This is a genomic window from Devosia geojensis (assembly GCF_000969415.1).
Classification (GTDB): domain Bacteria; phylum Pseudomonadota; class Alphaproteobacteria; order Rhizobiales; family Devosiaceae; genus Devosia; species Devosia geojensis.
The window spans coordinates 16,511-41,709 of record NZ_JZEX01000124.1; the positions used below are offsets into that span (position 1 = coordinate 16,511).

Consider the following 25,199-nt stretch of genomic DNA (forward strand, 5'->3'; position numbering starts at 1 on the left):
GGGCTTCTTGTTTAGCGCAGCCTATGCCGCGTCGAGATCGTAGGGCCGGACAAGCAGCTCGGCCGGAATGCCCCATTCGCTGTGCAGCTTGTGGATCATCTCGAGAGTCAACGCGCGCTTGCGGTTGAGGACCTCGGACGCACGCGAGCGCGAGCCGAGAAGCCTGGCGAGATCGGCCTGCGTATAGTCGTTCCATTCCATATGGGCCCGAATGGTCTCAACGGGATCGAGCTGGGGCGTGGGATGGTGCTTTTTCTCATACGCTTCGACCAGCGAAACCCAGGCATCGAGCTGAGCCTCTTCCGGCGTCCCAGGCTCAGCTCCCCAGAGGCGATCGATCTCCCGAAGGGCCCCGCGATAGTCTTCCTCGGTAACGATAGGGCGCAGTTCCATTCCAGCACCTAGAACATCGAAACGGTTTTGGCGTCGATTGCGTCGTACTCGGCATGGGTGCCGATGAACTTCAAAAACACCCTCTGCTTCTTGAAGTCGAAAGCGGCTATGAGCCTGAAGTTGCCGCCAGAGACCTCAAAGCGGGCACGTTCGCTGTTGAGCACCTTCGCCTTTGAAAAGCTCTTGTCACGTCCTGCATCGAATACCATTGCGCGCCGCTGACCGTGCCATACCAGTGAACCAGCGCAGGCTGAGCCCTGGGGCGCCGCCGCCAGTAATCTCGAAGATTGCCGTAGGCGATCGCCCGCATTTCGGCACCCTACCATGTTCCCAGAACGGGAACAAGCCTACTCGAATCTGACGAGCAGGTCCTTGGCGTCGATCTGGTCGCCGGGCTTGACCAGCACTTCGGCAACCGTGCCGTCGACCTCGGCGTGGATGGCGGTTTCCATCTTCATGGCTTCGATGGAAAGCAGCACGTCGCCGGCAACGACCGCCTGGCCGGGCTTGACCGCAAGGGTCGAGATGACGCCGGGCATCGGCGCCCCCACCTGCTTGACGTCGCCTGGCGCCGCCTTGGCGCGCGCGACGACCTCGCCGGCTTTCAGGCGATCCGGCACGGTGATGGTGCGTGGCTGGCCGTTGAGGTCGAAGAAGACGCGCACCTCGCCCTTCTCGTTGGTCTCGGCGCGCCCGAGATATTGCAGGACCAGCGTCTTGCCCTTCTCAATATCCACCAGCAGCTCTTCGCCTTCGTGAAGGCCGTAGAAATAGACCGGCGTCGGCAGGACCTCGGTCGGTCCGTAGTGGTCCTGGGTTTTGGCGAAATCGGTGAAGACCTTGGGATACATGAGGTAGGAGGCGAGGCGGAAGTCGTCGATCTCGAGCCCCGTCTCGTCGGCGACCTTCTTGCGCTCGGCTTCGAGGTCGACGTCCTTGAGGTAAGAGCCGGGACGCTGCGTCATCGGCTCGCGGCCCTTGAGGACCTTCTTCTGCAGCGCCGGGGGGAAGCCGCCCGGCGGCTGGCCGAGGTCGCCGGCAAAGAACCCGACGACCGAATCCGGGAAGGCGATGTCGCGGTTGGGGTCCTCGACTTCGGCGCGGGTCAGGCCTGCCGAAACCATGGCCAGCGCCATGTCGCCGACGACCTTGGACGAGGGCGTGACCTTGACAATGTCGCCGAACATCCGGTTGACGTCGGCATAGGTCTGCGCCACCTCGTGCCAGCGGCTTTCAAGGCCCAATGAGCGCGCCTGCTCCTTGAGGTTGGTGAACTGGCCGCCCGGCATCTCGTGGAGGTAGACCTCCGAGGCGCCGCCCTTGAGGTCGCTCTCGAAGGCGCGATACTGGGTGCGCACGGCCTCCCAGTAGAACGAGATCTCGCGGATCGCCTTGGCGTCGAGCCCGGGATCGCGGTCGGTGTCGGCGAGCGCGGCGACGATCGAGCCCAGCGTCGGCTGGCTGGTGGTGCCCGAGAGCGCGTCCATGGCCGCGTCGACCGCGTCCACCCCGGCGGCGACCGCCGCCATCACCGTCGCCGAAGCGGCGCCGGACGTGTCGTGGGTGTGGAGGTGGATCGGCAGGCCGATTTCCTGCTTCAGGGTCTCGATGAGCTTTTTGGCGGCAGCAGGCTTCAAGAGCCCCGCCATGTCCTTGATGCCGAGGACATGCGCACCGGCAGCCTCAAGTTCCCTGGCAAGCCCGACATAGTATTTGAGATCGTACTTGGCCCGGTCGGGGTCGAGCATGTCGCCGGTGTAGCAGAGGACGCCCTCGCAGACCTTCTCGGCCTCGATCACCGCGTCCATCGAGACGCGCATGTTCTCGACCCAGTTGAGGCAGTCGAAGATGCGGAAGATGTCGACGCCGCCGGCGGCCGCTTGGCGGACGAAGAACCTGACGACGTTGTCGGGATAGTTGGTGTAGCCCACCCCGTTCGAGCCGCGCAGCAGCATTTGCGTGAGGATATTGGGCGCGCCCTCGCGCACCCGCGCCAGCCGTTCCCACGGATCCTCGTTGAGGAAGCGCATGGAAACGTCGAACGTCGCCCCGCCCCAGCATTCGAGCGAGAAGAGGTTGGGCAGGCCCCGGCTGTAGGCGCGCGCGATGCGGGTGATGTCGAAGGAGCGCATGCGGGTGGCGAGCAGCGACTGGTGCGCGTCGCGCATCGTCGTGTCGGTGATGAGCACCCGGTCCTGCGCCTTCATCCAGCGCGCGAGCCCTTGCGGCCCCTCGCGCTCCAGTACCTGCCGGCTGCCTTCTGTTACGGCGAGCGGGGGATATTCGGGCACCACCGGCTCGACGGCGTCAGCCGGCGGGCGGGGCCGGTCGCGCACTTCCGGATGCCCGTTGACGGTGACGTCGGCGACATAGGTCAGGAGCTTCGTCGCCCGGTCCTTGCGCCGCTTGATGTCGAAGAGCTCGGGGGTCGTGTCGATGAAGCGCGTCGTATAGCGGTTCGAGACGAAATCGGGATGGGTGATGACGTTCTCGAGGAAAGCCAGGTTCGTCGACACCCCCCGGATGCGGAACTCGCGGAGCGCCCGGTGCATGCGCGCGATGGCTTCCTCGGGGGTCGGGGCCCAGCAGGTGACTTTTTCGAGCAGAGGATCGTAGTAGCGGGTGATGACCGCGCCGGCATAGGCCGTGCCGCCGTCGAGGCGCACGCCAAAGCCGGTGGCGCCGCGATAGGCGGTGATGCGGCCATAGTCGGGAATGAAGTTCTCTTCCGGATCCTCGGTCGTCACCCGGCATTGGATGGCATGGCCGTGGAGCTTGATGTCTTCCTGCTTCGGCACGCCCGATTCCGGGGTGCCGATGACGGCGCCGTCGAGCGCATGGATCTGCGCCTTGACGATGTCGATGCCGGTGACCTCTTCGGTCACCGTATGCTCGACCTGGATGCGCGGATTGACCTCGATGAAGTAGAAATCGTCGCTGTCGGCATCCATCAGGAATTCGACGGTGCCGGCGCCGCGGTAGTTGGCGGCCTTGCCCAGCCGCACGGCCGCCTCGGTGAGCTTGCCGCGTACCTCTTCCGACATATAGGGCGCCGGCGCGCGCTCGACGACCTTCTGGTTGCGCCGCTGCACCGAGCAGTCGCGCTCGAAGAGATGGACGAGGTTGCCGTGATCGTCGCCGATCAATTGCACCTCAACGTGGCGGGCGCGCTCGACCAGTTTTTCGAGATACATCTCGTCCTTGCCGAACGCGGCCTTGGCCTCGCGCTTGCCTTCCGAGACTTCGGAGCGCAGGTCCTTCTCGTTCATGATGCGGCGCATGCCGCGTCCGCCCCCGCCCCAGGAGGCCTTGAGCATCAAAGGGTAACCGATTTCGGCGGCCATCTTCGCCACTTCATCGAGGTCGTCGGGCAGGGCATCGGTCGCGGGCACCACCGGCACGCCGGCCTTGATCGCCATGTTGCGGGCGGCGACCTTGTTGCCGAGGTCGCGCATGGTCTGCGCGCGCGGCCCGATGAAGATGATGCCGGCATCCTCGCAGGCATCGGCGAACTCGGGGCTTTCCGACAGGAGCCCATAGCCCGGATGGATGGCGTCCGCCCCCGAGATGCGCGCGATGCGGATATATTCGTCGATCTGCAGATAGGCTTCGACCGGCCCCTTGCCCTTGCCGATGAGATAAGCCTCGTCCGCCTTGAAGCGGTGGAGCGCCAGCTTGTCCTCCTCGGCGAAGACCGCGACGGTCTTGAGGCCGAGCTCGTTGGCGGCACGAAACACCCGGATGGCGATTTCGCTGCGGTTGGCGACGAGAATCTTCTTGATCGGCATGAATCTGTCCCGAGCAATGAGGCAGGAAGGGCGACCGCGCCCGGCTCGTTTATCCGGCCCGGCGTCGCCGCTCGGGCGAAAGCTTATTTCTGGCTGAGGTGCCCGGCCAGATGGCTCATGTCATAGCCCGCATGCGCGGCCTGGCCGATGATCTCGCTGGCTTCCATCTCGCCTGCCTGCGACAGGGCCCAGAGCGTGGTCGAGCGCGTGCCCGAGCGGCAGAAGGCGAAGACCGGGCCCTCGCTGGCATCGAGCGCCGCCTTGGTCTTCTCGACCATCTCGGCGGTGACGCCATCGCGCCCGAGCGGAATGTGATGGTAGGCAAGGCCCGCGGCCCTGGCTGCCGCCTCGACCTCGGCAGCCGCCGGCTGGTCGGGCGCCTCACCGTCCGGCCGGTTGTTGATGATGGTGGTGAAGCCCTCAGCCTTCAGCGTTGCGATGTCCTCGGGCGAAATCTGGCCCGACACGCTAATATGATCGTTGATCCGCTTCACGTCCAAGGCGCCTACTCCCGTTCAACCGGCCCGTATTGTGCGCGCCTTTATATCCACCGGGGCGATTGCGACGCAACTGCGACGTTGGGCGAAGGCTCACGCCGCGGCGGCAGCCACCGCCGAGGCGAGACGCGCCAGGGGTTGCGGGCGGCCGAGATGGTAACCCTGGAAGCCCGTGCAGCCGGCAGCCTTGAGCAGCGTCAGCTGCGTCTCGGTCTCGACGCCTTCGGCCACCACCTCGACCGGCAGCGAGCGGGCAATCTCGCAGATAGCCGAGACGATCATGGCGTCGACCCGGTTCTCGCCGATATTGGCGACATAGGTGCGGTCGATCTTGATGACGTCGAAGGCGAAGCGTCTGAGATAGTAGAGGCTGGCGTGGCCCGCCCCGAAATCGTCGATGGCGACGCGGACGCCGAGCGCGCGCAGCCGGGCGAGGTTGGCGAGCTCCACGTCGCCGGCGAGCAGCGGCACGCTCTCGGTGATCTCGACCGTGACCTTCTTCGGGTCGGCGGCGCGTTCGGCAAGGATGGCAGCGAACCGCTCGACGAAATCGGTGCGGCGCAACTGCACCGGCGAGACGTTGACACCGACGGCGCCGAGCTGCGGCAGGTCGCCCAGCGCCCGGCGCAGCACCCACTCGCCCAGCTTGTCGATGAGGTCGCTCTGCTCGGCGATGCCGATGAAATCGGCCGGCGAGATCATGCCGCGCACCTTGTGCTGCCAGCGCACCAGGGCTTCGTAGGAGGTGACGGTCGTTCCGTCGGCGGCGAGGATCGGCTGGTAGTGGAGCGCGAGCTCGTTGAGGAGGATCGCGGCGCGCAGTTCGCGCTCGACGAACCGCCGGTGCCGCTCGTCGCCGAGCATGTCGGGCTCGAAGGCGACGATCGAGCGCCGCCCGGCGCGCTTGCCGGCATAGAGGGCGAGGTCGGCCTTGGAGATGAGATCGCTGACATCGCTGGCGTCCTGCGGCATGACCGCAAGGCCGATGGTGGCCGAGAGCCGCACCGGCCGGCCCGCGATATGGATCGGCTGGTCGAGCCGGTCGAGAAGCTCGGTGCCGATGCGCTTCAAGGCCGCCTTGTTGTCGTGGCCGAGGATGGCGACGCCGAACTCGTCGCCACCGAGCCGGCCGATAATGGCGTCGGGCATCAGCGACTTGAGGGTGCGCACCAGATGCACCAGCGCGATGTCCCCGGCTCCGTGGCCATGGGTATCGTTGAGCACCTTGAGGTTGTCCATGTCGACCTGCAGGTAGCTGACGGCCTGGCGGGCGCGGAAGTGCACGTGCTGGCCGAGCTGGTCGATGAAATAGGAGCGGTTTAGGGCGCCGGTCAGCGCGTCGCTGTTGGCCGCCTCCAGCACCGCGTTCTTGGCCGCATCGACGAGCGCGACCCGGCGGCGGAGCGCGCCGTAGCCGGCGCGGATGGTGATGAGCAGGCCCGCCACGAGCAGGGCCATGATGGCATGGAGGACATCGATCGAGCGGTCGCGCCCGAAGCCGATGACGAGCGCGGCAAGGCAGAAGACCAAGAGCGCTCCGATCAGCACCGCCGCATTGATCGCGACCCCGCGATAGACATCGAGGACGCTGGAAAGACTTCTGTCGCCACGCATTCCATTCCGCCGGTTCTGGGCACCGAAGAGGCAAGACGGTTCTCCGCCCGCCGCCACTCTATGCCGCAAAGTATGAAGGCGATCTGAATCGCGTTCAGAAAAACTTTACATTACAAATGGTTAGGATAAAAACGGCGAAGGATAGCCATCCTCGATGACAGTTTGCTGACACGCGCAAAGGCGCGTCCGGAGCTGGTTAACACGCGGTTGCCGTGACCTAGCCGAGGAGCTGCAGGGCAAGGCCGGCGGCCCCGGTCAGGGCGAGCACCGGCACGATGCCGAACTTGAAGCCGACGAGCAGGACGCCGGCCGCAAGGCTGAGGGCGAGGGCTGCCGGATCGAGGCTCGCCCAGTCGGGCCATGTGAGCCGCATGGGCCCGACCGAGCGTTCGCCGATGGACCGGAAAACCACGTGCAGGCCGAACCAGATGGCGAGGTTGAGGATGACGCCGACAACGGCCGCGGTGATGGCCGACAGCGCGCCCGAGAGCGGCCGGTTGTCCCGCAGCCGCTCCATGAACGGTGCGCCGAGGAAGATCCAGAGGAAGCTCGGAACGAACGTGACCCAGGCCGCCAGGAACCCGCCGAGAAGCCCGCCGGCGACGGGGTCGAGCCCCATGGGCGCGCGGAAACCGGCGAGGAACCCGACGAAGGTCAGGACCAGCACCAGCGGTCCCGGCGTCGTCTCGGCAAGCGCCAGCCCGTCGAGCATCTCGCCGGGCGCAAGCCAGCCATGGGCCTCCACCGCCTGCTGGGCGACATAGGCGAGAACCGCATAGGCGCCCCCGAAGGTGACGACCGCCATCTGCGAGAAGAACCCCATGATCGCCGCAAAGCTCGACTGCCAGCCGAAGAGCGGCACGACGAGAACGAGCGGCGCCGCCCACACTGCCGCCCAGACGAGTCCCGTGCGCAGCACCGCCAGCGGCGTTTCGGTCGGCGCGCGCCAGTCCTCGCCGATGAGCGAGGGCGCATCGGGCGCGGCTGCCGCATGCGCCCGGCTCGGCGCGAGAAGGTCGGGGCGCAGGCGCGTGCCGAAATAGCCGAAGATACCGGCCGAGAGGACGACGACCGGGAACGGCACGGAAAAGACGAAAAGGGCAAGGAACGCGAAAGCGGCGATGGCGACCATCAGCCCGTTCTTCAAGGCGCGCCGTCCGACGCGGATGACCGCGTCGACGACGATGGCGAGGACCGCCGCCTTCAATCCGAAGAACACCGCCTCGAGCCAGCCGGTCTGGTGGAAGAGTGAATAGGCAAGACTCAGGGCCAGCATGACGACGAGCCCCGGCAGCACGAACAGCGCGCCCGCCGCGACGCCCCCGCGCCAGCCATGCAGCAGCCAGCCGATATAGGTCGCAAGCTGCTGCGCCTCGGGCCCCGGCAGCAGCATGCAGTAGTTGAGCGCGTGCAGGAACCGGCTTTCCGAGATCCAGCGCTTCTCCTCGACGAGCATGCGGTGCATCAGGGCGATCTGCCCGGCCGGGCCGCCAAAGCTCAGCACGCCGATGGCGAGCCAGACACGCAACGCCTCGCCGAAGCCGGGGTGGGGCGGCGCGCCCGTTTCACTGTTCTTCATCCCCATACCGCCGAACCGTTTTGCCGGAGCGGCAGGAGATGGATTCACCTCGTCATAGTCAACCACCCGCCCGGCAGACGGACGGACCGCTCGCAATACCAGGAGGTTTTCCACAAGGAGCCGGCGCGTATAATCCCAGCAATTCCGGGCGATTCGACAGTATCATGCCATATTTCGATCGCGCGGATGACAACTGCCGAAATCACATTTTGGCAATTTTGCGGTTGAAACAGGCCGCATCGGCACCTATTGTCCCGGTCGACACTCATATGATTGCAGATGAACGGGGCCGAGATCGACACCGATTTCGGCGTTGTTCTTTTCTGTGCTCGATATCGAACAATGATATTGGCATTCGCCAGAACTTTATTGGCGGAGCGCCTCCCAAAAAGAGGACAAATGGCAGCCAAGTTAACAGTCGAGAACGTCTACAAGATCTTCGGGAACGATCCCGCCGGGGCGTTGGAGCGCCTCGCGAACGGCCAGAGCAAGGAAGAGATTTTTCATGAGACCGGCCAGACGGTCGGCGTGCAGGACGCCAGTTTTACCGTCGAGGAAGGCCAGATCTTCGTCGTCATGGGACTCTCGGGCTCCGGCAAATCGACGCTGGTGCGCATGCTCAACGGCCTCATCAAGCCGAGCTCGGGGCGCATTCTCATCGACGCCGATGACGTCGCGAGCGCCGCACCCGATGCGCTGCGCCGTATCCGGCGCGAGAAGATCGCCATGGTCTTCCAGCACTTCGCGCTCTTTCCCCACAGGACCATCGCCGAGAACGCCGCCTATGGCCTCAAGGTCAAGGGCGTGCCCGCCGCCGAGCGGCGCCGGCGAGCGCTCGCCGCACTCGAGCAGGTCGGGCTCACCGCCTGGGCCGACAGCTATCCCTCCGACCTCTCGGGCGGCATGCAGCAGCGCGTCGGCCTCGCCCGGGGCCTGGCGACCGATCCGCAGATCCTGCTGATGGACGAACCCTTCGGGGCTCTCGACCCGCTGATCCGGCGCGAGATGCAGGACGAGCTGGTCGTCCTCCAGAAGACGCTGAAGAAGACCATCGTCTTCATCACCCACGATCTCAACGAGGCCCTGCTGCTCGGCGACAGGATCGCCATCATGAAGGACGGGCGCTTCGTGCAGGTCGGCACCGCCCAGGAGATCGTCTCCGAACCGGCCGACGACTACGTCGCCGCGTTCGTCGCCGATATCGACAGGGGACGCGTGTTCACCGCCGAGGACGTCTGCAACGATCCGGCGCCGGTCAAGCTCGGCGAGAGCACCGCAGAGGACGCCATGCGCGCCATGGAAGATCTCAACCGCAACGCGCTCCACGTGGTGGACGAGAAGGACAAGCTCGTCGGCGTCGTGACCTATCAGGACCTAGCCGCAGCGACCCTCGACAACGGCGCGCCCGATCCAGTGCTCGAAGAGGTGATGATCACCGATTACCCGACGGCGGACGCCGGCCAGCAGCTCAACGAGCTTTATGGTCCCGCGAGCGCCGGGCTGCCGATCGCCGTCACCGACGGGAAGGACCGCCTGGTGGGCGTGGTCGAGCCCGAAGCCGTGTTCGCCCAGCTTTCGGGCGAAGAGAACGGCGCCACGCCGGATGCACCGGCGGCTCCCCAAACACCCCAACCCGCAAAGCAGGACAAGCAAGAGGAGCGCGCGCATGTTTAGCCCCGGCGACCTCCTGGTCATCCCCTTCGACGACTGGATCAACGATTTCGTACGCGGCTGGCTGGTGCCCAATTTCCGCCCCGCGTTCCGTGCGGCGCAGGTGCCCATCACGTTCGTGCTCGGCTGGCTCGACGATTTCTTCAACATGCTCCCGATGCTGCTCACCACCGGTGTCTTCGCGCTCGCCGCGTGGAAATGGGCGGGCCGGGGCATGGCGATCTTCACCCTCGTCGGCTTTGCCTTCATCGACATGATCGGGCTGTGGCCGCAGACCATGACGACGCTCGCCATGATCATCACCTCGGTGCTGTTCTGCGCGGTGATCGGCATACCCGTGGGGATCCTCGCCGCCCGCAGCGACACGACCTGGAAGGTCGTGCGCCCGATCCTCGACATCATGCAGACCATACCCTCCTTCGTTTACCTGGTGCCGATCGTCATGCTGTTCGGTGTCGGCATGGCGCCGGGGATCATCGCGACCATCATCTTCGCCCTGCCCCCGATCGTACGGCTGACCAACCTCGGCATCCGCAACGTGCGCTCCGATCTCGTCGAGGCGGCGCAGGCCTTCGGCTCGACCGGCTGGCAGATGCTCGTCGACCTGCAGATTCCGCTCGCCATGCGCACCATCATGGCCGGCCTCAACCAGACGCTGATGCTGGCCCTCTCGATGGTGGTCATCGCCGCCTTGATCGGTGCGGGCGGGCTCGGTCTCGTCGTCAACACCGGCCTCGGGCGTCTCGACGTCGGCGGCGCGACGGCCGGGGGCGTCGGCATCGTCATCCTCGCCATCGTCCTCGACCGCATCACCCAGGGTCTCGGCGAGCAGAACCAGACGAGGACCGTTTCCCTGCGCGAGGTCCTTGGCAATCTCATCCGCTTCAGGGGCACCCGCCCCGTCGGCGACACCGAAAAGGCAGCCTGACGCTGCCCGGTCATGAAGCGGCGACCGCGCCGCTTCTATGTTCCGCGCCTTCTTGCGCGGCTCTTCGCATGGCGGATTTTCCGTCCATTCACGAACCAAGAAGAAAAAGGAGACAAAAACATCATGTTCCGTCTCAAGAATACCCTTGCGGCGCTTTCCGCTGCGGCTCTGCTCGGAACCGCACCGGTGGCGGCGCTCGCTCAGGACAATCCGGGCGAGGGCGTATCCGTCGTCATGGCCCAGCCCACCTGGGATACCGGCTGGTTCCATACCGAGATCTACCGCCAGCTTCTCCAGGAGCTCGGCTACGAGGTGGCGCCCGCCATCACGCTCGACAACCCGCCCTTCTACCAGTCCGTGGCGCAGGGCGACGTGACCCTCTGGGTCGACGGATGGTTCCCCCTCCACAACACCTATGAGCCGATCTTTTCCGAGGGCGCCGAGGTCGTCGGCGCGGTCGCCGAGGGCGGCGCGCTCGAGGGTTATCTGATCAACGCCTCGGCCGCCGAGGAATTCGGCATCACCTCGCTCGAGGACTTCAAGCGCGACGAGGTCAAGGCCGCGTTCGACCGCGATGGCGATGGTCGCGCCGACATGGTCGCCTGTCCGCCGGGCTGGGGCTGCGAGATCAACATCGAGCACCACCTCGACGCCTATGAGCTGCGCGAACACATCAACCCCATCAAGGCCGGCTACGCCGCCTCGATGGCCGATGCGGTCGCCGCCTATGAGAACGGCGAGAACATCCTCTTCTACACCTGGACCCCGAACTGGACGGTCAACGAGCTGGTTCCGGGCGAGGATGTCGTGTGGATCGAGGTGCCCGAAGTCGACTTGCCCGACATGGAGCTCGCCGACGCGGCCGTGCGCGAAGGCGTTGCCGGCTGCGTCAACGATCCCTGCATGCTGGGCTTTCCGGCCAACGACATCGTTCCGGTAGTCAACTCGGCGTTCCTCGCCGACAACCCTGCCGTCGGCGCGCTGCTCGAAGCCGTCGAGATCCCGCTCGATGACATCTTCGAACAGAACGCGGCGATGAACGCCGGCGACGACGACATCGAGGCCCAGGCCGCCCAGTGGATCGAAGACCACCGCGAAGCCGTCGACGGCTGGCTCGAGACCGCACGCGCGGCCTCCTAGAGCGCTTCAGGAAAAGTGGACACCACTTTTCCGGTTCGAAAACGCGACAAAACCAAACTTGGAGCAGAACGGATGCGCTGACACCCATTGCATAAAAGTTCTGCCAACCGGGCCCATGGGCCCGGTTTTTATTGCTGGACCGGGTTTCCGACCCAGCCCGACCAGATGTCCTCATGCTCGGCCACGAACCGGTCTGCGATTGCCGCAGGCGTCGCGCCCGGCGTGTTGAGCTCGGCGAGCAGCGCATTCATCTGCGCGAGCGGAATGCTGGCGCGCTGGAAATAACCGGCGACCTCTGGCGCCTGCGTGAACACCCATTCGGCGAGCGCCACGACCACCGTCTCGGCCGGAAAGGACGAGACGGCCGGGCTCGCGCACGCAACCTGCGCCAGGCACCGCATCGCCTCGGCGTCATAGGCGCCCATGTCGAGCGCGCGCATGTCGAACTGGGCGATCACCGCGTTGGGCGCCCAGTAGTAGGCGACGAACGGCTCGCGCCGGCTGACGGCCTCGGCGATGATCCGGTCCATCTCGAAGCGGTTGGCCGGCTCGACGACCTCGAACCGCTCGCCAAGGTCGAGCGCTCGCATGAGGTTGCGGTTGACGACCGCGCACCCCCAGTCCGGCGGACAGGAGACGAAGCGCGGCGTGCTCTCCCCACCCGAAAAGGCGGTGGACGCGGCAAGCGCCGCGGCGCCCGTCAGGTCCGGGTGCTCGGCAACGAGATATCCGGGCACGTACCAGCCCTCGAAAACCTGCGTGTCGTAGGTATTGGCGGCCGCGCGCACGGTCTGCGTCTTGATCGACTGGTTCCACACCTCGGCGATCCGCCCGATCCACATCTCCGGCGCCACGGCCGGCTGGCCGGTGCTGGCCATGGACGAGCCGCTGCCGGCCATGTCGCCGGGCACGACCTCGGCCCGGCAGCCGAAGTGTTCGGAAACCAGGCGCGCGTGGATCTCGGCCAGCACCGCCGACGACGGCCACTGCATGGCCGCGATGGTCAGGGACCGTCCGCCGCACGGGGCCTGCTGCGCCGCGCCCGATGCCGCATCCTGCGCCTGGTCGAGCACGATCACCCCTTCCTGCGCGGCCACGCTCCAACCCAGCGTCGAAAGACCCAGGGCAAGCACCGCCGCGCCCGTTAAGCACCGCAGGAGCTTGCGCGCGCATGACGCATAAGTCCCGTGACTCTCAAATGAAAAGTGTGCCAAAGTCCCCCTCCAGCGGGGCACGGGGGCGTGCCTCCGATCATTGTTCGCGCCCAGCAATGCGGCAAGGAAAGCCGTCGGGCGCGGGCATGCAAATAGAGGGACATCTATGCAAAAGTTCAAGACAAGCCTTTCGTTCGCCGTGGCAGCCGCCGTGTTCGCCGCTGCAGCGCCGGCGCTGGCCGCGGACGTCAAGCTCGGCTTCATCGGCGGCTTCACCGGTCCGATCGAAAGCCTGACCCCGCCGATCTTCGCGGGCGCCGAACTGGTCGTCGAGCAGGTCAACGCGCAGGGCGGCATCCTCGACGGGACGCTCTCCATCGTTTCGGCTGACGGCGCGTGCGACGCGACCGCCGCGGCGGCCGCTGCCGACCGCGTGATCAACACCGAGAACGTCACCGCCGTCGTCGGCGCGCTCTGCACCGGTGAAACCATCGGCGCGTTCAACGGTTCGGGTCTGGGGGCCGGCGTCGTCTTCGTCTCCCCGGCCTCCTCGGCTCCGGCGCTGACGACTCTCGAGGACAACGACCTCGTCTTCCGCACCACGCCGTCCGATGCGCTGCAGGGCGTCAAGATGGCCGACCTGCTGCTCGCCAGGGGCGTCAACGACATCGCCATCACCTACGTCAACAACGACTATGGCAAGGGCTTCGCCGACGCGCTGTCGGCCGCCTTCACCGAAGGCGGCGGGACGGTGGCCGCCAACGTCGCCCATGAGGAAGGCAAGGCCGACTACCGCGCCGAGCTCGGCAACCTCGTTGCCTCGCAGAACCTCGTGATCCTCGCCTATGCCAATGCCTCGGGCCAGACGATCCTGCGCCAGGCGGTCGAGAGCGGCAACTTCACCACCTTCGTGGGTGGCGACGGCATGGTCGGTGACGATCTCCTGACCGGCATCGATGCCGCTTCTGTCGAGGGCCTGATCGCGACCCGCGCCGGCGCGCCGACGGGCGAATCGGTCGACCTTTACCAGCAGCTCGCCAACGAAGCCGGTATCGAAGCCAACGCGACCTATGCGCCGCAAGCCTATGACGCCGCATTCCTCCTGGCGCTCGCCATCGAGAAGAACGGCTCGGGCAGCCGCGAGGGCCTCTCGCAGGCGCTGCGCGATGTCGCGTCCGCTCCCGGCGAGATCATCCGCCCGGGCGAATGGCAGAAGGCCAAGGAGCTCATCGCGGCCGGCACCGACATCAACTATGAGGGCGCTGGCGGCGCGCTCGACTTCGACGAGGCCGGCGATGTCGAAGGCATCATCGTCGAGCTCGCAGTCGAAGGCGGCGCCTTCGTCGAGAAGGGCGCGATCGAGTAATCGATCGTCCGCCCCATCTCATGCCGAGGCCCGGGAGCGATCCCGGGCCTTTTCGTCGAAAGGGATCACCAATGCCGGACAAGCGGACGTTGCGCTTCTATGCCGAGAATGCCGCGACCTACGCCAGCCGCTCGCGCGGACTGCCCGGCGAGCGGTTGGCGGATTTTCTGGCGAGCCTCCCGCCCGGCGCCTCCATTCTCGAACTCGGCACCGGCGGCGGCCAGGATGCGGCCGCTATGCTGGCGCAGGGCTTCGACGTCACCCCGACCGACGCTTCGCCAGAACTCGCCGTCGAAGCCGAAAAGCTCCTTGGCCGACCGGTGAAGGTCATGCGTTTCGACGAACTCGACGCCGACGCCTCCTATGACGGGGTCTGGGCCAGCGCCTGCCTTCTCCATGCCCCGGTCGAGGAACTGACCGATGACCTTCGCCGTATCCATCGCGCCCTGAGACCGGGCGGGCGGTTCTTCGCGAGCTTCAAGGCGGGCGACGGTCCCGGCTATGACGGCCTCGGGCGCTATTACAACTATCCGAGCCGCGAGACCCTGCTCGCCCATTATCGCGACGCCGCCGGCTGGTCGATCCTCGATATCGAGGAGCACGACGGCGGCGGCTATGACGGCCAGCCGACCCGCTGGCTGGGGGTCATGGCTCGGAAGTAAGGCGCTTCACCACGATCTGCCGCTCGTCGCGGCGCACGGTGACCTCCAGATGCTCGGCCTGCACGACGTCGAGCACCTTGCTCGGCCGGTAGGCGACGACGTTGACGCCGCCGGCATGACGCAGGCTGTCGTAGACGATGCCGTCGGCACCGGCCTTGCGCAGGCCCTCCCCGAACGCCTGGGAAGCGGCATAGTCGTCGCAGGCGTAGACCTGCGGCATGTCCGTCACCCTGGCGCGGATGTCGCGGTAGCGCCCGTCGAGCCGGGCGCTGTAGGCGCGATAGCGGCGGGTGAGCTCGGGCTTCCGGCGCGCGAAGGCCTCGCGCCTGAGGTGGTGGCCGACCTCGGCGACGGCAGTCTCGATGCGGGCCGCCGCATACCAGGCGCCCAGGTCCGGTCCGGCAAAGCGGGTCCCGCCCGGCGGGGCGTGCAGGAACGCGGCCATGACGATCGAGGAATTGGGCCGGCCGAACACCCATTCGCGGCGCGGCAGGCGTGCGACGCGCTCGGCGACCAGCCGGTCGTTGGTCCAGCCGGCAAGCTCCATCACCGCCTCGAGGTCGGCGGCGCGTGTGACGGTGTCGAAAAGCCCGACGGGCGGAAAGCGCGACGGGATCAGCCGGTGACTAGGCTGCGGCGCGGCGGTCTCGGGCACTCTCACCGCCAGACGATCTCCGCATCGGCGAGCGGCGCGAAGTCCGTGTCGATCGCATTGGGCGGCATGTAGAGCCCGCCGCGCGCCGCATCGAGGAAGCGCCGCACGGTCAGCAGCCCGTCGAGCGTGCCGCCGGTGACGAGGGCCATGGGCGGCTGGCCGCCGAAGATCGGGGCGTCATGCGGATCGGTGAGCCACTCGACGCCCTCCGCCTCACTCTCAAAGAGGACGCCGAGCGCTTGATGGATACCCAGGATCGCCGAAAGGCGCGTCAGCGCATCGACGTCGAGAGTTATGGAACCATGCTCGCGCGCTTGTCTGGCCCAGTTGTGGTAGGTCGAGCGCGAAGGATAGCCGAGCACCAGCCGCCGCTGCTCCTCGTTGAGGCCCCAGAGATCGGCGATGGCAAGGAACGTGCGCAGCGCCGGAGCGGAGAGCCGCTTGCGGTTGGCGGGGGCGAAACGAGTGACATCGAGCATCGCGGCCCCTCCCGAAACGAAGCCGGCCTGCGGTGCCTCCGAAAACCCGAGTTGCTTGACATTCGACCGGGGCATGACGGCCTCCTTGCATTATCCGAATTGGGATATAGTCCAATTTTGGACAAAATGCAAGAAGGCCGGGTTCGGTTGCCTGTCAAGCCTCCCGCCTGATCGTCTCCGGCAACAGGCCCTTGGGCGCGAAGCGCAGGGAAATGCTGATGACGAGGCCGAGGACGAATACGCGCATCTGCGCCGAGCGCGATTCGATCTCCGGGATCGGCCCCCAGCCGACGTTGGTCGACCAGGCGCTGACGACATCGAAGATCGAGCGGGCGAGCGGCTCCGAGATCATCCAGATGAAATAGATGAGCACGGCGCCGAGCAGCGCGCCCCAGTTGTTGCCCGCTCCCCCGACGATGACCATCACCCAGATGAGGAAGGTATGGTTGATCGGCTGGTAGCTCGATGGGTCCTGGATCTGCACGAACGAGACGAGGATCGCCCCGCCGATGCCCATCAGCACCGAGCCGAAGACGAAGATCTCGAGCTGGCGGGCGGTGACGTTCTTGCCCATGGAAGCGGCCGAGACGTGATTGTCGCGGATGGCGCGCATCATGCGTCCCCATGGCCCTCCATAGGCGCGCTGGATGAGGAAGAACGCGATGGCGAGGACGAGGAGCACCAGCACCAGGAACCCGCCCCGCGCCAGGATCAAGGAGGTGGCGAGATCGTTGCCGGCCGCCTGGTAGGCCTGCGGCTGCGGTACGGGCCAGGGAATGGGCGAAACGGTGAGCGTGCCGCGCGTCAGCCAGTCCATGTTCTTGATCAGCGCGCGGATGATCTCGGAAATGCCGATGGTGGCGATGGCAAGATAGTCGGTGCGCAAACCGAGGCAGATCTTGCCGACGATGAAGGCGACGCCCGCCGCCAGCACGCCGCCGAAGAGCCAGCCGAGCACCGGATGCGCCCCGAGGCCCCCGACCCAGCCGCCGCCGGCCGCGGATTCGATATAGGCCGCCGCCGGATCGAGCTGGCTGCGATAGAGGCAATAGGCGATGAACCAGGCAAGGACCGTGACGGCGACATGCCAGCCGCCGGAGATGCCGAGCTTTTTCGATTGCCGCGCCGTGATGACGAGCAGCGCGCCGGCGCCGAACGCGATCAACGCCCGGCCCAGCATCCATGGCCCGTCGCCCGCCCAGAACTGGGCGTTGACCGGGTACGAGATGAAGGTGACGGCAAAGCCGCCGAGCATCATGAAGCCCATGATGCCGAAGTTGAAGAGCCCGCCATAGCCCCACTGGATGTTGAGGCCCATCGCGATCAGCGCATAGGCGGCCGCTTCCACGAGGCGCGAGGAGGTGAACGGGGCGCCCAGCGCCCAGCCGACGGCGAGGATGAGGACGAAAAGCCCGAAGAAGAGGGTCAGTGAACGACGGATCATGTCGAGGCGCCCTTGAAGATGCCGGTCGGCCGCACGAGGAGCGTGACGACGAGGATGACGAAGGCGACGGTCAGTTTGTATTCGGTCGGCACCAGCGCCAGTGTCGACGGCAACTGCAACCATTCCGGGAGGACCGCATTGAGAGGCCGCAGCACCATCGTCCAGTTGAATACGGCGAGCGTCTCGGCAAAACCGATGAGGAATCCGCCGGCGATGGCGCCATAGGCCTGTCCCAGCCCGCCGACGATGGCGGCCGCGAAGATCGGCAGCACGATGTTGAAGGCAAGGTCGGGCTTCAGCGTCACGTCGAGGGCGAGCATGGTGCCGGCCGCGCACGCGAGCGCCCCGGCGATGATCCAGGTGACCCTGACGACAAGCGCGGTGTTGATGCCCGAGACCTGCGCCAGATCGGCGTTGTCGGCCATGGCGCGCATGGCCTTGCCGAGTCGCGACCGCGTGAGGAAGAGATGGAGCGCGACGACGGCGGCGATGGTGACGATGACCATCAGGAGCTGCGGCTCGGTAAAGACCAGCGGACGGGTCGAACCGATGGCGGAGGTATCGATGCGGATGATTTCCTTCGGCTCGTTCTCGAAGAACGAGTAGGTGCCGGCCCCGAAGAAGAGGCGGATCAGGCCCTGGATCATCAGCGTCACGCCGATCGAGGCGATGAGGAGCGTCACGGGCTTGGCGCCGCGCGCCCGCAGCGGCGCGTAGAAGCCCTTGTCGATGCCAAGCGCGAGCACGGCAGCGATGACCATGGCGATCGGCAGCACAAGAAAGCCCGTCGGCACCGGCGTCACGATGCCGAGCGCAGCCGCCGCGAGCGCCAGGAGGAACGCGATGAACGCGCCCATGGTCATCATGTCGCCATGGGCGAAATGGGCAAAGCGCAGGATGCCGAAGATCAGCGTGATGCCGATGGCGCCGAGCGCATAGATGGAGCCGAGCACGACGCCCGAGATCACCACCTGGTTGATGAAGAAGATGAGTTCGGTCATGTCGGTCCCTAGCCCCCGAGGAACGATCTGGCGACTTCGGGATCGGCGATGAGCTCGGGGCCCGTGCCGGTGAAGCGGTTCTGCCCGTTGGCGAGGACGAACCCGCGCGACGCGAAGGCGAGCGCCTGCCTCGCGTTCTGCTCGACCATCAGGATGCCGACGCCTTCCGTGTTGACGCGCACGATCGTCTCGAAGATCTCGATGACGTAGCGCGGCGAGAGGCCCGCCGAGGGTTCGTCGAGCATGAGGAGCTTGGGCTTGCTCATCAGCGCGCGGCCCATGGCCACCATCTGCCGCTGCCCGCCGGAAAGCTCGCCGGCCGGCTGACGGCGCTTTTCCTTCAACACCGGGAACATCTGATAGACCCAGGCCATAGTGTCGGAAAAGTCGTCGCGCCTGGTGAAGGCGCCCATCTCGAGGTTCTCCTCGACGCTCATCGAAGTGAAGACGTTCTTTTCCTGCGGAACGAAGGAGAGGCCCCTGGGCACCAGCCGGTCGGGCAGCGAGTTGGTGATCTCTTCGCCCGCGAACGTGATGGTGCCGCCGGTGACCTTGAGGAGCCCGAAGATGGCCTTGAGCGTCGTCGACTTGCCCGCCCCGTTGGGGCCGACGATGACGCCGATGTCGGATTGCTCGATGGCGATGTCGACGCCGTTGAGGATCGGCGCGCCGCCATAGCCGCCGACGACGTGCTTCAGTTCGATGAGGCTCATTATCGGGTCTCCCCGAGAAGTGAGCACCGGTTTTCGGAGAGGAAGACCCGCATGGACCTTACGCCGCCTCCACCGGAGTGCCGAAATAGGCCTCGACGATCTCGGGATTGGCACGGATCTCAGCCATCGGACCCTCGGCGATCTTCTCGCCCTGCGCCATGACGATGACCGGATCGCAGAGCCGCGCGATGAGGTCCATGTCGTGCTCGATGACGAAGAAGGTGTAGCCGAGCTCGCGGTTCATCCGCTCGATATTGGCGGCAAGGTCATTGAGCAGCGTCTTGTTGACGCCCGCCGCCACCTCGTCGAGCAGCACCACCTTGGCGTCGACCATCATGGTGCGGCCGAGCTCCAGGAGCTTCTTCTGCCCGCCGGAAAGGTTGCCGGCCAGCTCGTTGCGCACGTGGCCGAGCTTTAAAAAGTCTATGACGTCGAGCGCCTTCTTCCTGACCTCGGTCTCGCGCGAGCGGGCAAGGAACGGGCGGAACCAGACATTGGAGAGATGCTCGCCCGGCTGGTCGCCCGGCACCATCATCAGGTTCTCGAGCGCGCTCATGTTGGAGAACTCGTGCGCGATCTGGAAGGTGCGCAGCATGCCGAGGCGGAAGAGCCGGTGCGGCGGCAGGCCCGTGACGTCCTGCCCGTCGAAGATGACCTGACCCTCGTCCGGCACGATATTGCCGGCGACCATGTTGAAGAGCGTCGACTTGCCGGCGCCGTTGGGGCCGATGAGCCCGGTCACCGACCCGCGCCCGACCGAGAGCGAGCAATTGTTGACGGCGGTCAGCCCGCCGAAATGTTTAGAGACGTTCCTGACGTCTATGACTGCGTCTTGCGACACTAAGGTCCCGTCCTGGTGTTTCCTGATGCCAATTCGCCCGGCCTTTTCCTGGCCGGGCGCTTTTTTCGGCATCTGCACACAAGTGCCCGGTGCGGTCAACCTTTGACCGGACGGACAAAACCTGCGCAACGCCCGCGGACGGGGGTTCTCAACCGGTTTTGAAGGGCCGCGGCGACCTCAAAGGGCCTTCAGCACCGCATCGGCCGTCGAACGGTTGCAGGCAAAGAGGGTATCGTAGAGAGTCGCAAGGCGCGTCAGCGCCTTGACGTCGACGTCGTGCGGCAGGGCGGTCAGCGGATCTATGAAGAAGACGAGGGCGTCGAGCTTGCCCTCGGCGATCATGGCGCCGAGCTGCTGATCCCCGCCCAGCGGGCCGCTCTTCAAAAGCGCGACCTCCAGCCCCGTCTCCTCCCGCACCCGTCCGCCGGTCGTGCCGGTGGCATAGAGCGTATGCCGGGAAAGGACCGCAGCGTTGGCCGCGGCCCATTCGGCCATATCCGCCTTCTTGTCGTCGTGGGCGACGAGACCGATCCGTGCCATTGCGAGCCCCTTGCGAGTGAATGCCTCGAGCCGTTCAACCACGGACGCCCGCGCCGGGCAAGCCGGCGACTGAGTTTGCGCGAAAGCCGCTAGAACTCCGCCCACTCGGCCGCCAGCGCCGCATTGCCGCGCGTGGCAAGGCGCGGGCGGGATGACGTGGGAACAGGCTGCCGCACGTCGGCATCGAGACGAAAGACATCGACCACCCGATCGAGCTCGCTCGCCTGGCCTTCCGTCTGTTCGATGGCCGCATTCGTCTCTTCGACCAGGGCTGCGTTGTGCTGCGTCATCTCGTCGAGCTGGCGCACCGCAGCGTTGATCTCCTCGATGGCCGAGGATTGCTCGCGGCTCGCCCGCGCGATGCGCTCGATGAGCACTGAGCTTTCGCGCGCCTCCGCGAGCATCTCGGCCAGCTTCCCCGCGGCCTCGCCGACGAGTTTCGAACCACCGGCAACTTCTCCGGCGCTGGTCTCGATCAGCCCCTTGATCTCGGCGGAGGCCTCGGCGGCCGACTGGGCGAGGCGACGCACCTCGACGGCGACGACGGCAAAACCCTTGCCGGCCTCGCCCGCGCGCGCCGCCTCGACCGAGGCGTTGAGGGCCAGAAGATTGGTCTGGAAGGCGATGTCGTCGATCATGCCGATGATCGAGGATATCCTGGCCGAGGAGGCCGAGATGCGCTCCATCGCCTCGTTGGCCTTGCCCATCACCATTCCGCCTTCGCCGGCGCTCGCCGAAACCGTCCCCGCCTTGACGCTGGCGCTCTCGGCGTTGCGGGCCGTCTCGACGACGGCGGCGGCAAGCTGCTCCATTGCCGCCGAGGTCTCCTCGATGGTCGCCGCCTGTCGCGTGGTGCGCTGCGAAAGATCGTTGGCGCCGGCAAGAAGCTCCCCGGTCGCGGTCTTGACCGCGCGCGAGGTGCCGCGCAGGCCCGAGACGATCTCGACCAGACGCTCCAACGAACGGTTGTAGGCGACGCGCAGCGCCTCGTACTGGCCAGTGAACTGCGTATCGATATGACCGGTGAGGTCGCCATCGGCCATCTTCTCGAGGCTTTGCGTGAGGAGCGCGATGATGCCCTCGGCGCGCTTTCGCTCAGTGATGTCGGTGGCGAACTTGACGACCTTGACCGGCCGGCCCTGCGGGTCGAGGATCGGGTTGTAGCTCGCCTGGATCCAGACCTCCCGGCCGCCCTTGCCCAGCCGCTTGAACTCGCCGGCGACGAACTCGCCTGCCCGCAGCCGCGCCCAGAACTCAGCGTAAGCCTCGCTGCGCGTGAGCTCCGGCTCGCAGAACATGCGGTGATGCCTGCCCTCGATCTCTTCGAGCCGGTAGCCGAGCGTGGCAAGGAAATTATCGTTGGCGGTGAGCACGTTGCCGTCGAGATCGAACTCGATGACCGCCTGTACCCGCGAGATCGCCGCGATCTTGGCGGCGTGGTCGGCCGCCAACGTTTTCTGCGCGGTGATGTCGGTTGCGAACTTGATGACCTTGACCGGCCTGCCGGCCCGGTCGAGGACCGGATTGTAGCTCGCCTGGATCCAGACCTCCCGCCCGCCCTTGGCGATGCGCCGGTACTCGGCCGCCTGGAAGCGGCCCTCGGCAAGCTCCTTCCAGAAGCGGTGGTAGTCCTCGCTCGCCGCGTATTCGGCATCGACGAACATGCGGTGGTGCTTGCCGACGATCTCTTCCAGTGCGTAGTCCATAGCGGCAAGGAAATTGTCGTTGGCCGTCAGGATCGTCCCGTCGAGCGCGAACTCGATCACCGCCTGCGAACGCAGGATCGCCGCGATCTTGGAGCGTTCCTCGGCCCTTGCGCCCGAGGTCAACCCGCCAAACAAACTGCCCATTTCTGAAATCCGTCTCCCCAAAAAGACGTGCCGCGAGCGTTTCCGGAAAAGCGACCATCGCTCGTCCGGCTCAACAAACGCTGCGTGAAGGATGGATCGGCCCGAACGACCCCTGAGGGGGCGGCGGGCCGACCGGTGCGGCGCGCCATGCGATGATGGCGCGAAGTGGTTAACGAGATGAGAGGAAAGACCTACGCGCGGGAGCGTATCCGTCCCGCACGCGGTATCTCTAGGACTCGGACCAGGCCGGATCGACGGAGAGGGCGGCATTACCCACCGTGGCATAGGCCCGGCCGGCGGGAGCACGACGGCGCGGCGCATCCGACGCCGGCGCAGTTGCCTCGACCTTGAACACCTCAACGATGCCGTCGAGCTCGCGTGCCTGCGTCTCGGTCTGCTCGATGGCCGCGTTCGTTTCCTCGACGAGGGCGGCGTTGTGCTGGGTCATCTCGTCCATCTGCCGCACGGCGAGATTGACCTCTTCTATGGCGGTCGCCTGCTCGCGGCTCTGCTGGGCGATATCGTCGATGAGCGCGTTGTTGGAGCGCGCCGCTGCGAGCATGGCGCTGAGCTTGGCGGCCGCCTCCGCCACCAGCCGCGAGCCGGCGCCGACTTCCTCGGACGACTGCTCAATGAGCGCCTTGACGTCGCCCGATGCGGAGGCCGCCGACTGTGCCAGGCGCCGCACCTCGACGGCGACGACCGCGAAGCCCTTGCCGGCATCTCCCGCCCGCGCCGCTTCGACCGAAGCGTTGAGGGCCAAAAGGTTGGTCTGGAAGGCGATGTCGTCGATCATGCCGATGATATTGGAGATCTTGGCCGAGGACGCCGAGATGCGCTCCATGGCGGCGTTCGCCTTGCCCATCACCTGCCCGCCGTCCTCGGCGGTGCGGGTGACCTCGCCGGCATTGCGGCTGGCCTGCCCCGCCCGCTCGGCATTGCCGAGGACGGTGGCGGCGAGCTGTTCCATGGCCGCCGAGGTCTCCTCGATGGTCGCCGCCTGGCGGGTCGTGCGCTCGGAAAGATCGTTGGCGCCGGCAAGGATTTCGACGGTCGCGGACTTGACCGCCCGCGAGGTCGCGCGGAGCTTGCCGGCGACGTCGGTCAGCGTCTCGGCGACGCGGTTCATATCGTCCTTCAAGCGCGCGAACGCGCCCCGGTGGTCGCCGTTCATGCGGTGCGTGAGGTCCGTGCGCGCCAGGGCCGAGAGCACGGCGCCGGCTTCCGAGAGGCCCCGGTCGACACCCTCGAGCAACGTATTGAAGTTTGCCGAGATGCGGGCGATGTCGGCATCGTCGAACCGCGTCTCGATACGGCGGGAGAAATCGCCCTCGACGGAAGCGGCGACGACCTCGTCGAACTCCTGCTGGAAGGCCTCCATCATCTGCGCGCGCGCCGCGGTCAGGCGGGCCCGCGCCTGCTCCTCGCCAGTCAGCTCGCGCATGCGCACGCCGTTCTGCTTGAAGACCTCGAGCGCGCGCGCCATGGCGCCGATCTCGTCCTTGCGCTGGGCAAACGGCACGTCGGTCGCAAGGTCGCCCTCGGCCAGCGCCTGCATGCTGCCCGTCAGCTTGACGATGGGGCGGCTGAGCGTTGCGCCCGCGATATAGGCGGCAACGGCGATGCCGATTCCAAGCCCGACCACCACGGTCACGCCGATGAGAAGCATCATCTGCATCTGGAACGCGCCGAGCTCGCCCTCGAGGGAAGCCAGGATTGCCGCGTCCTGCGCCACGACCGCGTCGATCTCGGCCTGATAGGCGCGCCGGTTGGCCCGGTTCTCCTCGTTGTTGCCCTGCGCGTTCGCCGCCACCGGGCTCTCCTCGCGCCCGAGCCGCGCGGTCTCGCTGCGGAAGGCTCGGAACTCGGCAGTCCGGCTGACGACCGCATCGAATTCGTTCTGCTGGTCGGCGTCGACGAGCGGCGCCCATTCGGCGAGCAGCCCGTCGATATCATCGAGGAAGCCCATGAGACCCTCGGCGAACTGCGCGGCCTTCTCGGTATCGGGCGAGGCGTAGATACCCCGCGATTCCATGACGACGGCGGTGACGTAGCGGTTGAGCCGCTCGCCCAGATGCACCCGTTCGGCCACCTGCTCGAGCCGCACCAGCTTGCTCTGGTATTCGGCCGCCACATAGGCCGCCATGCCCCCGATGACCACCGCCACCAGGCCCATCAGCCAAACGATGGCATAGATTCTCGTCCTGATATTCACGTCTACCCCCGTTGGCGCCACCGCTTGCGAGCGCGTGCAGGGACCGCCGGCGCGGGACAAGCCCGGCCGTCATCGGCGACACCGCAAGCGTCGGAAGGAGCGACGCGGAATGACCCTGCCATGCGCCGCCGTCGTCGGCGGCGCGAAGGCGTTTATGTTCTGCGTCCGAAGTTAGAATTACGGGGTTTTGCTTAAGGCTTCATGAACCGCGCGGCAGCCGGCCAGGCTTCGACAGTACCTTCTGGAAGCATTTCGATTGGGTATCCGTATAACCCAGCTTCTCATAGAAACCCTCTGCCTCCCGATTGCCGGATCGAACCAGGAGCTGGACCTTCCAGACGCCCTGCTCGGCAAGCCAGCGCTCGGCGGCCTCCATGACGCGGCGACCGACGCCATGGCGGCGCATGTCGGGGTCGGAGGCGACGTAGTAGACCCAACCCCGATGGCCATCCTGTCCGACCATTGCGGTGCCGACGATCGCCTCGTCATGCGTGGCGACGAGGACGATGGAGTGGTTGTTGCTGCGCGCGAACGCGATATCGTGGCGCGGATCGTTCCAGGGCCTCAACAGCCCCGCCGCGCCCCAGAGGGCGACGATCTCCTCGACATCTGCGTCCTCGGCGGACCTGACGCGAATGCCGTCGCTCACGGACGTGCCCCTTCCATGTC

Annotated in this window: 22 protein-coding genes; 5 read left to right on the forward strand and 17 right to left on the reverse strand. The window is 66.3% G+C overall.

Features of this window, described 5'->3' with window-relative positions:
- Window positions 1-21: 21 nt before the first annotated feature.
- The 6 genes from VE25_RS14550 to chrA all read right to left on the reverse strand — a co-directional run bounded on the left by VE25_RS14550 (window position 22) and on the right by chrA (window position 7,877).
- A complete protein-coding gene (locus VE25_RS14550; protein WP_046109367.1) occupies window positions 22-393 on the reverse strand; it encodes a helix-turn-helix domain-containing protein in 372 nt (123 codons plus the stop codon).
- Window positions 394-401: 8 nt separating this feature from the next.
- Window positions 402-602 carry a type II toxin-antitoxin system HigB family toxin gene (locus VE25_RS14555; RefSeq protein WP_244466938.1) on the reverse strand — a complete coding sequence of 67 codons (201 nt, stop codon included), beginning with the start codon at window positions 600-602 and terminating at the stop codon, window positions 402-404.
- A gap of 138 nt (window positions 603-740) precedes the next feature.
- Window positions 741-4,181: a pyruvate carboxylase gene (gene pyc, locus VE25_RS14560; RefSeq protein ID WP_046109368.1), complete on the reverse strand. Its 3,441-nt coding sequence runs from the start codon at window positions 4,179-4,181 to the stop codon at window positions 741-743.
- Between the two features lie 83 nt (window positions 4,182-4,264).
- Window positions 4,265-4,675, reverse strand: coding sequence for a protein tyrosine phosphatase family protein (locus tag VE25_RS14565; protein ID WP_244466942.1), 411 nt, complete (start codon window positions 4,673-4,675; stop codon window positions 4,265-4,267).
- Between the two features lie 96 nt (window positions 4,676-4,771).
- The gene (locus tag VE25_RS14570) at window positions 4,772-6,292 is read right to left on the reverse strand and encodes a putative bifunctional diguanylate cyclase/phosphodiesterase (protein ID WP_052731987.1); all 1,521 of its coding nucleotides are present in this window, start codon (window positions 6,290-6,292) and stop codon (window positions 4,772-4,774) included.
- 217 nt (window positions 6,293-6,509) lie between these two features.
- The gene (gene chrA / locus VE25_RS14575) at window positions 6,510-7,877 is read right to left on the reverse strand and encodes a chromate efflux transporter (protein ID WP_046109370.1); all 1,368 of its coding nucleotides are present in this window, start codon (window positions 7,875-7,877) and stop codon (window positions 6,510-6,512) included.
- 393 nt (window positions 7,878-8,270) lie between these two features.
- Between chrA and VE25_RS14580 the strand changes: the two genes are divergently transcribed.
- The 3 genes from VE25_RS14580 to proX all read left to right on the forward strand — a co-directional run bounded on the left by VE25_RS14580 (window position 8,271) and on the right by proX (window position 11,610).
- Window positions 8,271-9,545, forward strand: a complete 1,275-nt coding sequence (locus VE25_RS14580) for a quaternary amine ABC transporter ATP-binding protein (RefSeq protein ID WP_046109371.1) — start codon at window positions 8,271-8,273, stop codon at window positions 9,543-9,545.
- A complete protein-coding gene (locus tag VE25_RS14585; protein ID WP_046109372.1) occupies window positions 9,538-10,470 on the forward strand; it encodes an ABC transporter permease in 933 nt (310 codons plus the stop codon). The genes VE25_RS14580 and VE25_RS14585 overlap by 8 nt, the downstream gene beginning before the upstream one ends.
- 123 nt (window positions 10,471-10,593) lie before the next feature.
- A complete protein-coding gene (proX, locus tag VE25_RS14590; protein WP_046109466.1) occupies window positions 10,594-11,610 on the forward strand; it encodes a glycine betaine/L-proline ABC transporter substrate-binding protein ProX in 1,017 nt (338 codons plus the stop codon).
- 128 nt (window positions 11,611-11,738) lie between these two features.
- Here the strand turns inward: proX and VE25_RS14595 are convergent, their stop codons facing one another.
- On the reverse strand, window positions 11,739-12,743 hold the full coding sequence (locus VE25_RS14595; RefSeq protein WP_160299991.1) for a glycine betaine ABC transporter substrate-binding protein: 1,005 nt from the start codon (window positions 12,741-12,743) through the stop codon (window positions 11,739-11,741).
- Window positions 12,744-12,930: 187 nt separating this feature from the next.
- Here VE25_RS14595 and VE25_RS14600 point away from each other — a divergent pair, with 187 nt between their 5' ends.
- Window positions 12,931-14,130, forward strand: a complete 1,200-nt coding sequence (locus VE25_RS14600; RefSeq protein ID WP_046109374.1) for an ABC transporter substrate-binding protein — start codon at window positions 12,931-12,933, stop codon at window positions 14,128-14,130.
- 71 nt (window positions 14,131-14,201) lie between these two features.
- The gene (locus VE25_RS14605; protein WP_046109375.1) at window positions 14,202-14,792 is read left to right on the forward strand and encodes a class I SAM-dependent methyltransferase; all 591 of its coding nucleotides are present in this window, start codon (window positions 14,202-14,204) and stop codon (window positions 14,790-14,792) included.
- Here VE25_RS14605 and VE25_RS14610 read toward each other — a convergent pair.
- The 10 genes from VE25_RS14610 to VE25_RS14655 form a co-directional block, all read right to left on the reverse strand.
- Entirely contained in the window at window positions 14,776-15,447 is a 672-nt protein-coding gene (locus VE25_RS14610; RefSeq protein ID WP_046109376.1) for an RES family NAD+ phosphorylase, read from the reverse strand. The two genes, VE25_RS14605 and VE25_RS14610, sit on opposite strands and share 17 nt — an antisense overlap.
- A gap of 2 nt (window positions 15,448-15,449) precedes the next feature.
- Window positions 15,450-15,926 carry an MbcA/ParS/Xre antitoxin family protein gene (locus VE25_RS14615; protein ID WP_046109467.1) on the reverse strand — a complete coding sequence of 159 codons (477 nt, stop codon included), beginning with the start codon at window positions 15,924-15,926 and terminating at the stop codon, window positions 15,450-15,452.
- Window positions 15,927-16,080: 154 nt separating this feature from the next.
- Entirely contained in the window at window positions 16,081-17,370 is a 1,290-nt protein-coding gene (locus VE25_RS14620; protein WP_046109377.1) for a branched-chain amino acid ABC transporter permease, read from the reverse strand.
- Window positions 17,367-18,371, reverse strand: a complete 1,005-nt coding sequence (locus tag VE25_RS14625) for a branched-chain amino acid ABC transporter permease (RefSeq protein ID WP_046109378.1) — start codon at window positions 18,369-18,371, stop codon at window positions 17,367-17,369. Before VE25_RS14625 ends, VE25_RS14620 begins: the two co-directional genes overlap by 4 nt.
- Before the next feature lie 8 nt (window positions 18,372-18,379).
- Complete coding sequence (locus tag VE25_RS14630; protein ID WP_046109379.1) at window positions 18,380-19,084, reverse strand: ABC transporter ATP-binding protein; 705 nt, start codon at window positions 19,082-19,084, stop codon at window positions 18,380-18,382.
- A gap of 58 nt (window positions 19,085-19,142) precedes the next feature.
- Window positions 19,143-19,925 (reverse strand): ABC transporter ATP-binding protein, encoded by a 783-nt coding sequence (locus VE25_RS14635; RefSeq protein WP_046109380.1) that lies wholly within the window; start codon window positions 19,923-19,925, stop codon window positions 19,143-19,145.
- Window positions 19,926-20,102: 177 nt separating this feature from the next.
- Window positions 20,103-20,465 (reverse strand): methylglyoxal synthase, encoded by a 363-nt coding sequence (locus tag VE25_RS14640; protein ID WP_046109381.1) that lies wholly within the window; start codon window positions 20,463-20,465, stop codon window positions 20,103-20,105.
- Window positions 20,466-20,554: 89 nt separating this feature from the next.
- Window positions 20,555-22,315, reverse strand: a complete 1,761-nt coding sequence (locus tag VE25_RS14645; protein WP_046109382.1) for a methyl-accepting chemotaxis protein — start codon at window positions 22,313-22,315, stop codon at window positions 20,555-20,557.
- Between the two features lie 229 nt (window positions 22,316-22,544).
- Window positions 22,545-24,530, reverse strand: coding sequence for a methyl-accepting chemotaxis protein (locus tag VE25_RS14650; RefSeq protein ID WP_046109383.1), 1,986 nt, complete (start codon window positions 24,528-24,530; stop codon window positions 22,545-22,547).
- Window positions 24,531-24,729: 199 nt separating this feature from the next.
- Window positions 24,730-25,179, reverse strand: a complete 450-nt coding sequence (locus VE25_RS14655; protein WP_046109384.1) for a GNAT family acetyltransferase — start codon at window positions 25,177-25,179, stop codon at window positions 24,730-24,732.
- Window positions 25,180-25,199: the final 20 nt, after the last annotated feature.

Coding starts and splice junctions, on each gene's coding strand:
- VE25_RS14550 (WP_046109367.1), bottom strand. CDS start 393: ATGGAACTGCGCCCTATCGTTACCGAGGAAGACTATCGCGGGGCCCTT.
- VE25_RS14555 (WP_244466938.1), bottom strand. CDS start 602: ATGGTATTCGATGCAGGACGTGACAAGAGCTTTTCAAAGGCGAAGGTG.
- pyc (WP_046109368.1), bottom strand. CDS start 4,181: ATGCCGATCAAGAAGATTCTCGTCGCCAACCGCAGCGAAATCGCCATC.
- VE25_RS14570 (WP_052731987.1), bottom strand. CDS start 6,292: ATGCGTGGCGACAGAAGTCTTTCCAGCGTCCTCGATGTCTATCGCGGG.
- chrA (WP_046109370.1), bottom strand. CDS start 7,877: ATGGGGATGAAGAACAGTGAAACGGGCGCGCCGCCCCACCCCGGCTTC.
- VE25_RS14580 (WP_046109371.1), top strand. CDS start 8,271: ATGGCAGCCAAGTTAACAGTCGAGAACGTCTACAAGATCTTCGGGAAC.
- VE25_RS14585 (WP_046109372.1), top strand. CDS start 9,538: ATGTTTAGCCCCGGCGACCTCCTGGTCATCCCCTTCGACGACTGGATC.
- proX (WP_046109466.1), top strand. CDS start 10,594: ATGTTCCGTCTCAAGAATACCCTTGCGGCGCTTTCCGCTGCGGCTCTG.
- VE25_RS14600 (WP_046109374.1), top strand. CDS start 12,931: ATGCAAAAGTTCAAGACAAGCCTTTCGTTCGCCGTGGCAGCCGCCGTG.
- VE25_RS14605 (WP_046109375.1), top strand. CDS start 14,202: ATGCCGGACAAGCGGACGTTGCGCTTCTATGCCGAGAATGCCGCGACC.
- VE25_RS14615 (WP_046109467.1), bottom strand. CDS start 15,926: ATGCTCGATGTCACTCGTTTCGCCCCCGCCAACCGCAAGCGGCTCTCC.
- VE25_RS14620 (WP_046109377.1), bottom strand. CDS start 17,370: ATGATCCGTCGTTCACTGACCCTCTTCTTCGGGCTTTTCGTCCTCATC.
- VE25_RS14625 (WP_046109378.1), bottom strand. CDS start 18,371: ATGACCGAACTCATCTTCTTCATCAACCAGGTGGTGATCTCGGGCGTC.
- VE25_RS14630 (WP_046109379.1), bottom strand. CDS start 19,084: ATGAGCCTCATCGAACTGAAGCACGTCGTCGGCGGCTATGGCGGCGCG.
- VE25_RS14640 (WP_046109381.1), bottom strand. CDS start 20,465: ATGGCACGGATCGGTCTCGTCGCCCACGACGACAAGAAGGCGGATATG.
- VE25_RS14645 (WP_046109382.1), bottom strand. CDS start 22,315: ATGGGCAGTTTGTTTGGCGGGTTGACCTCGGGCGCAAGGGCCGAGGAA.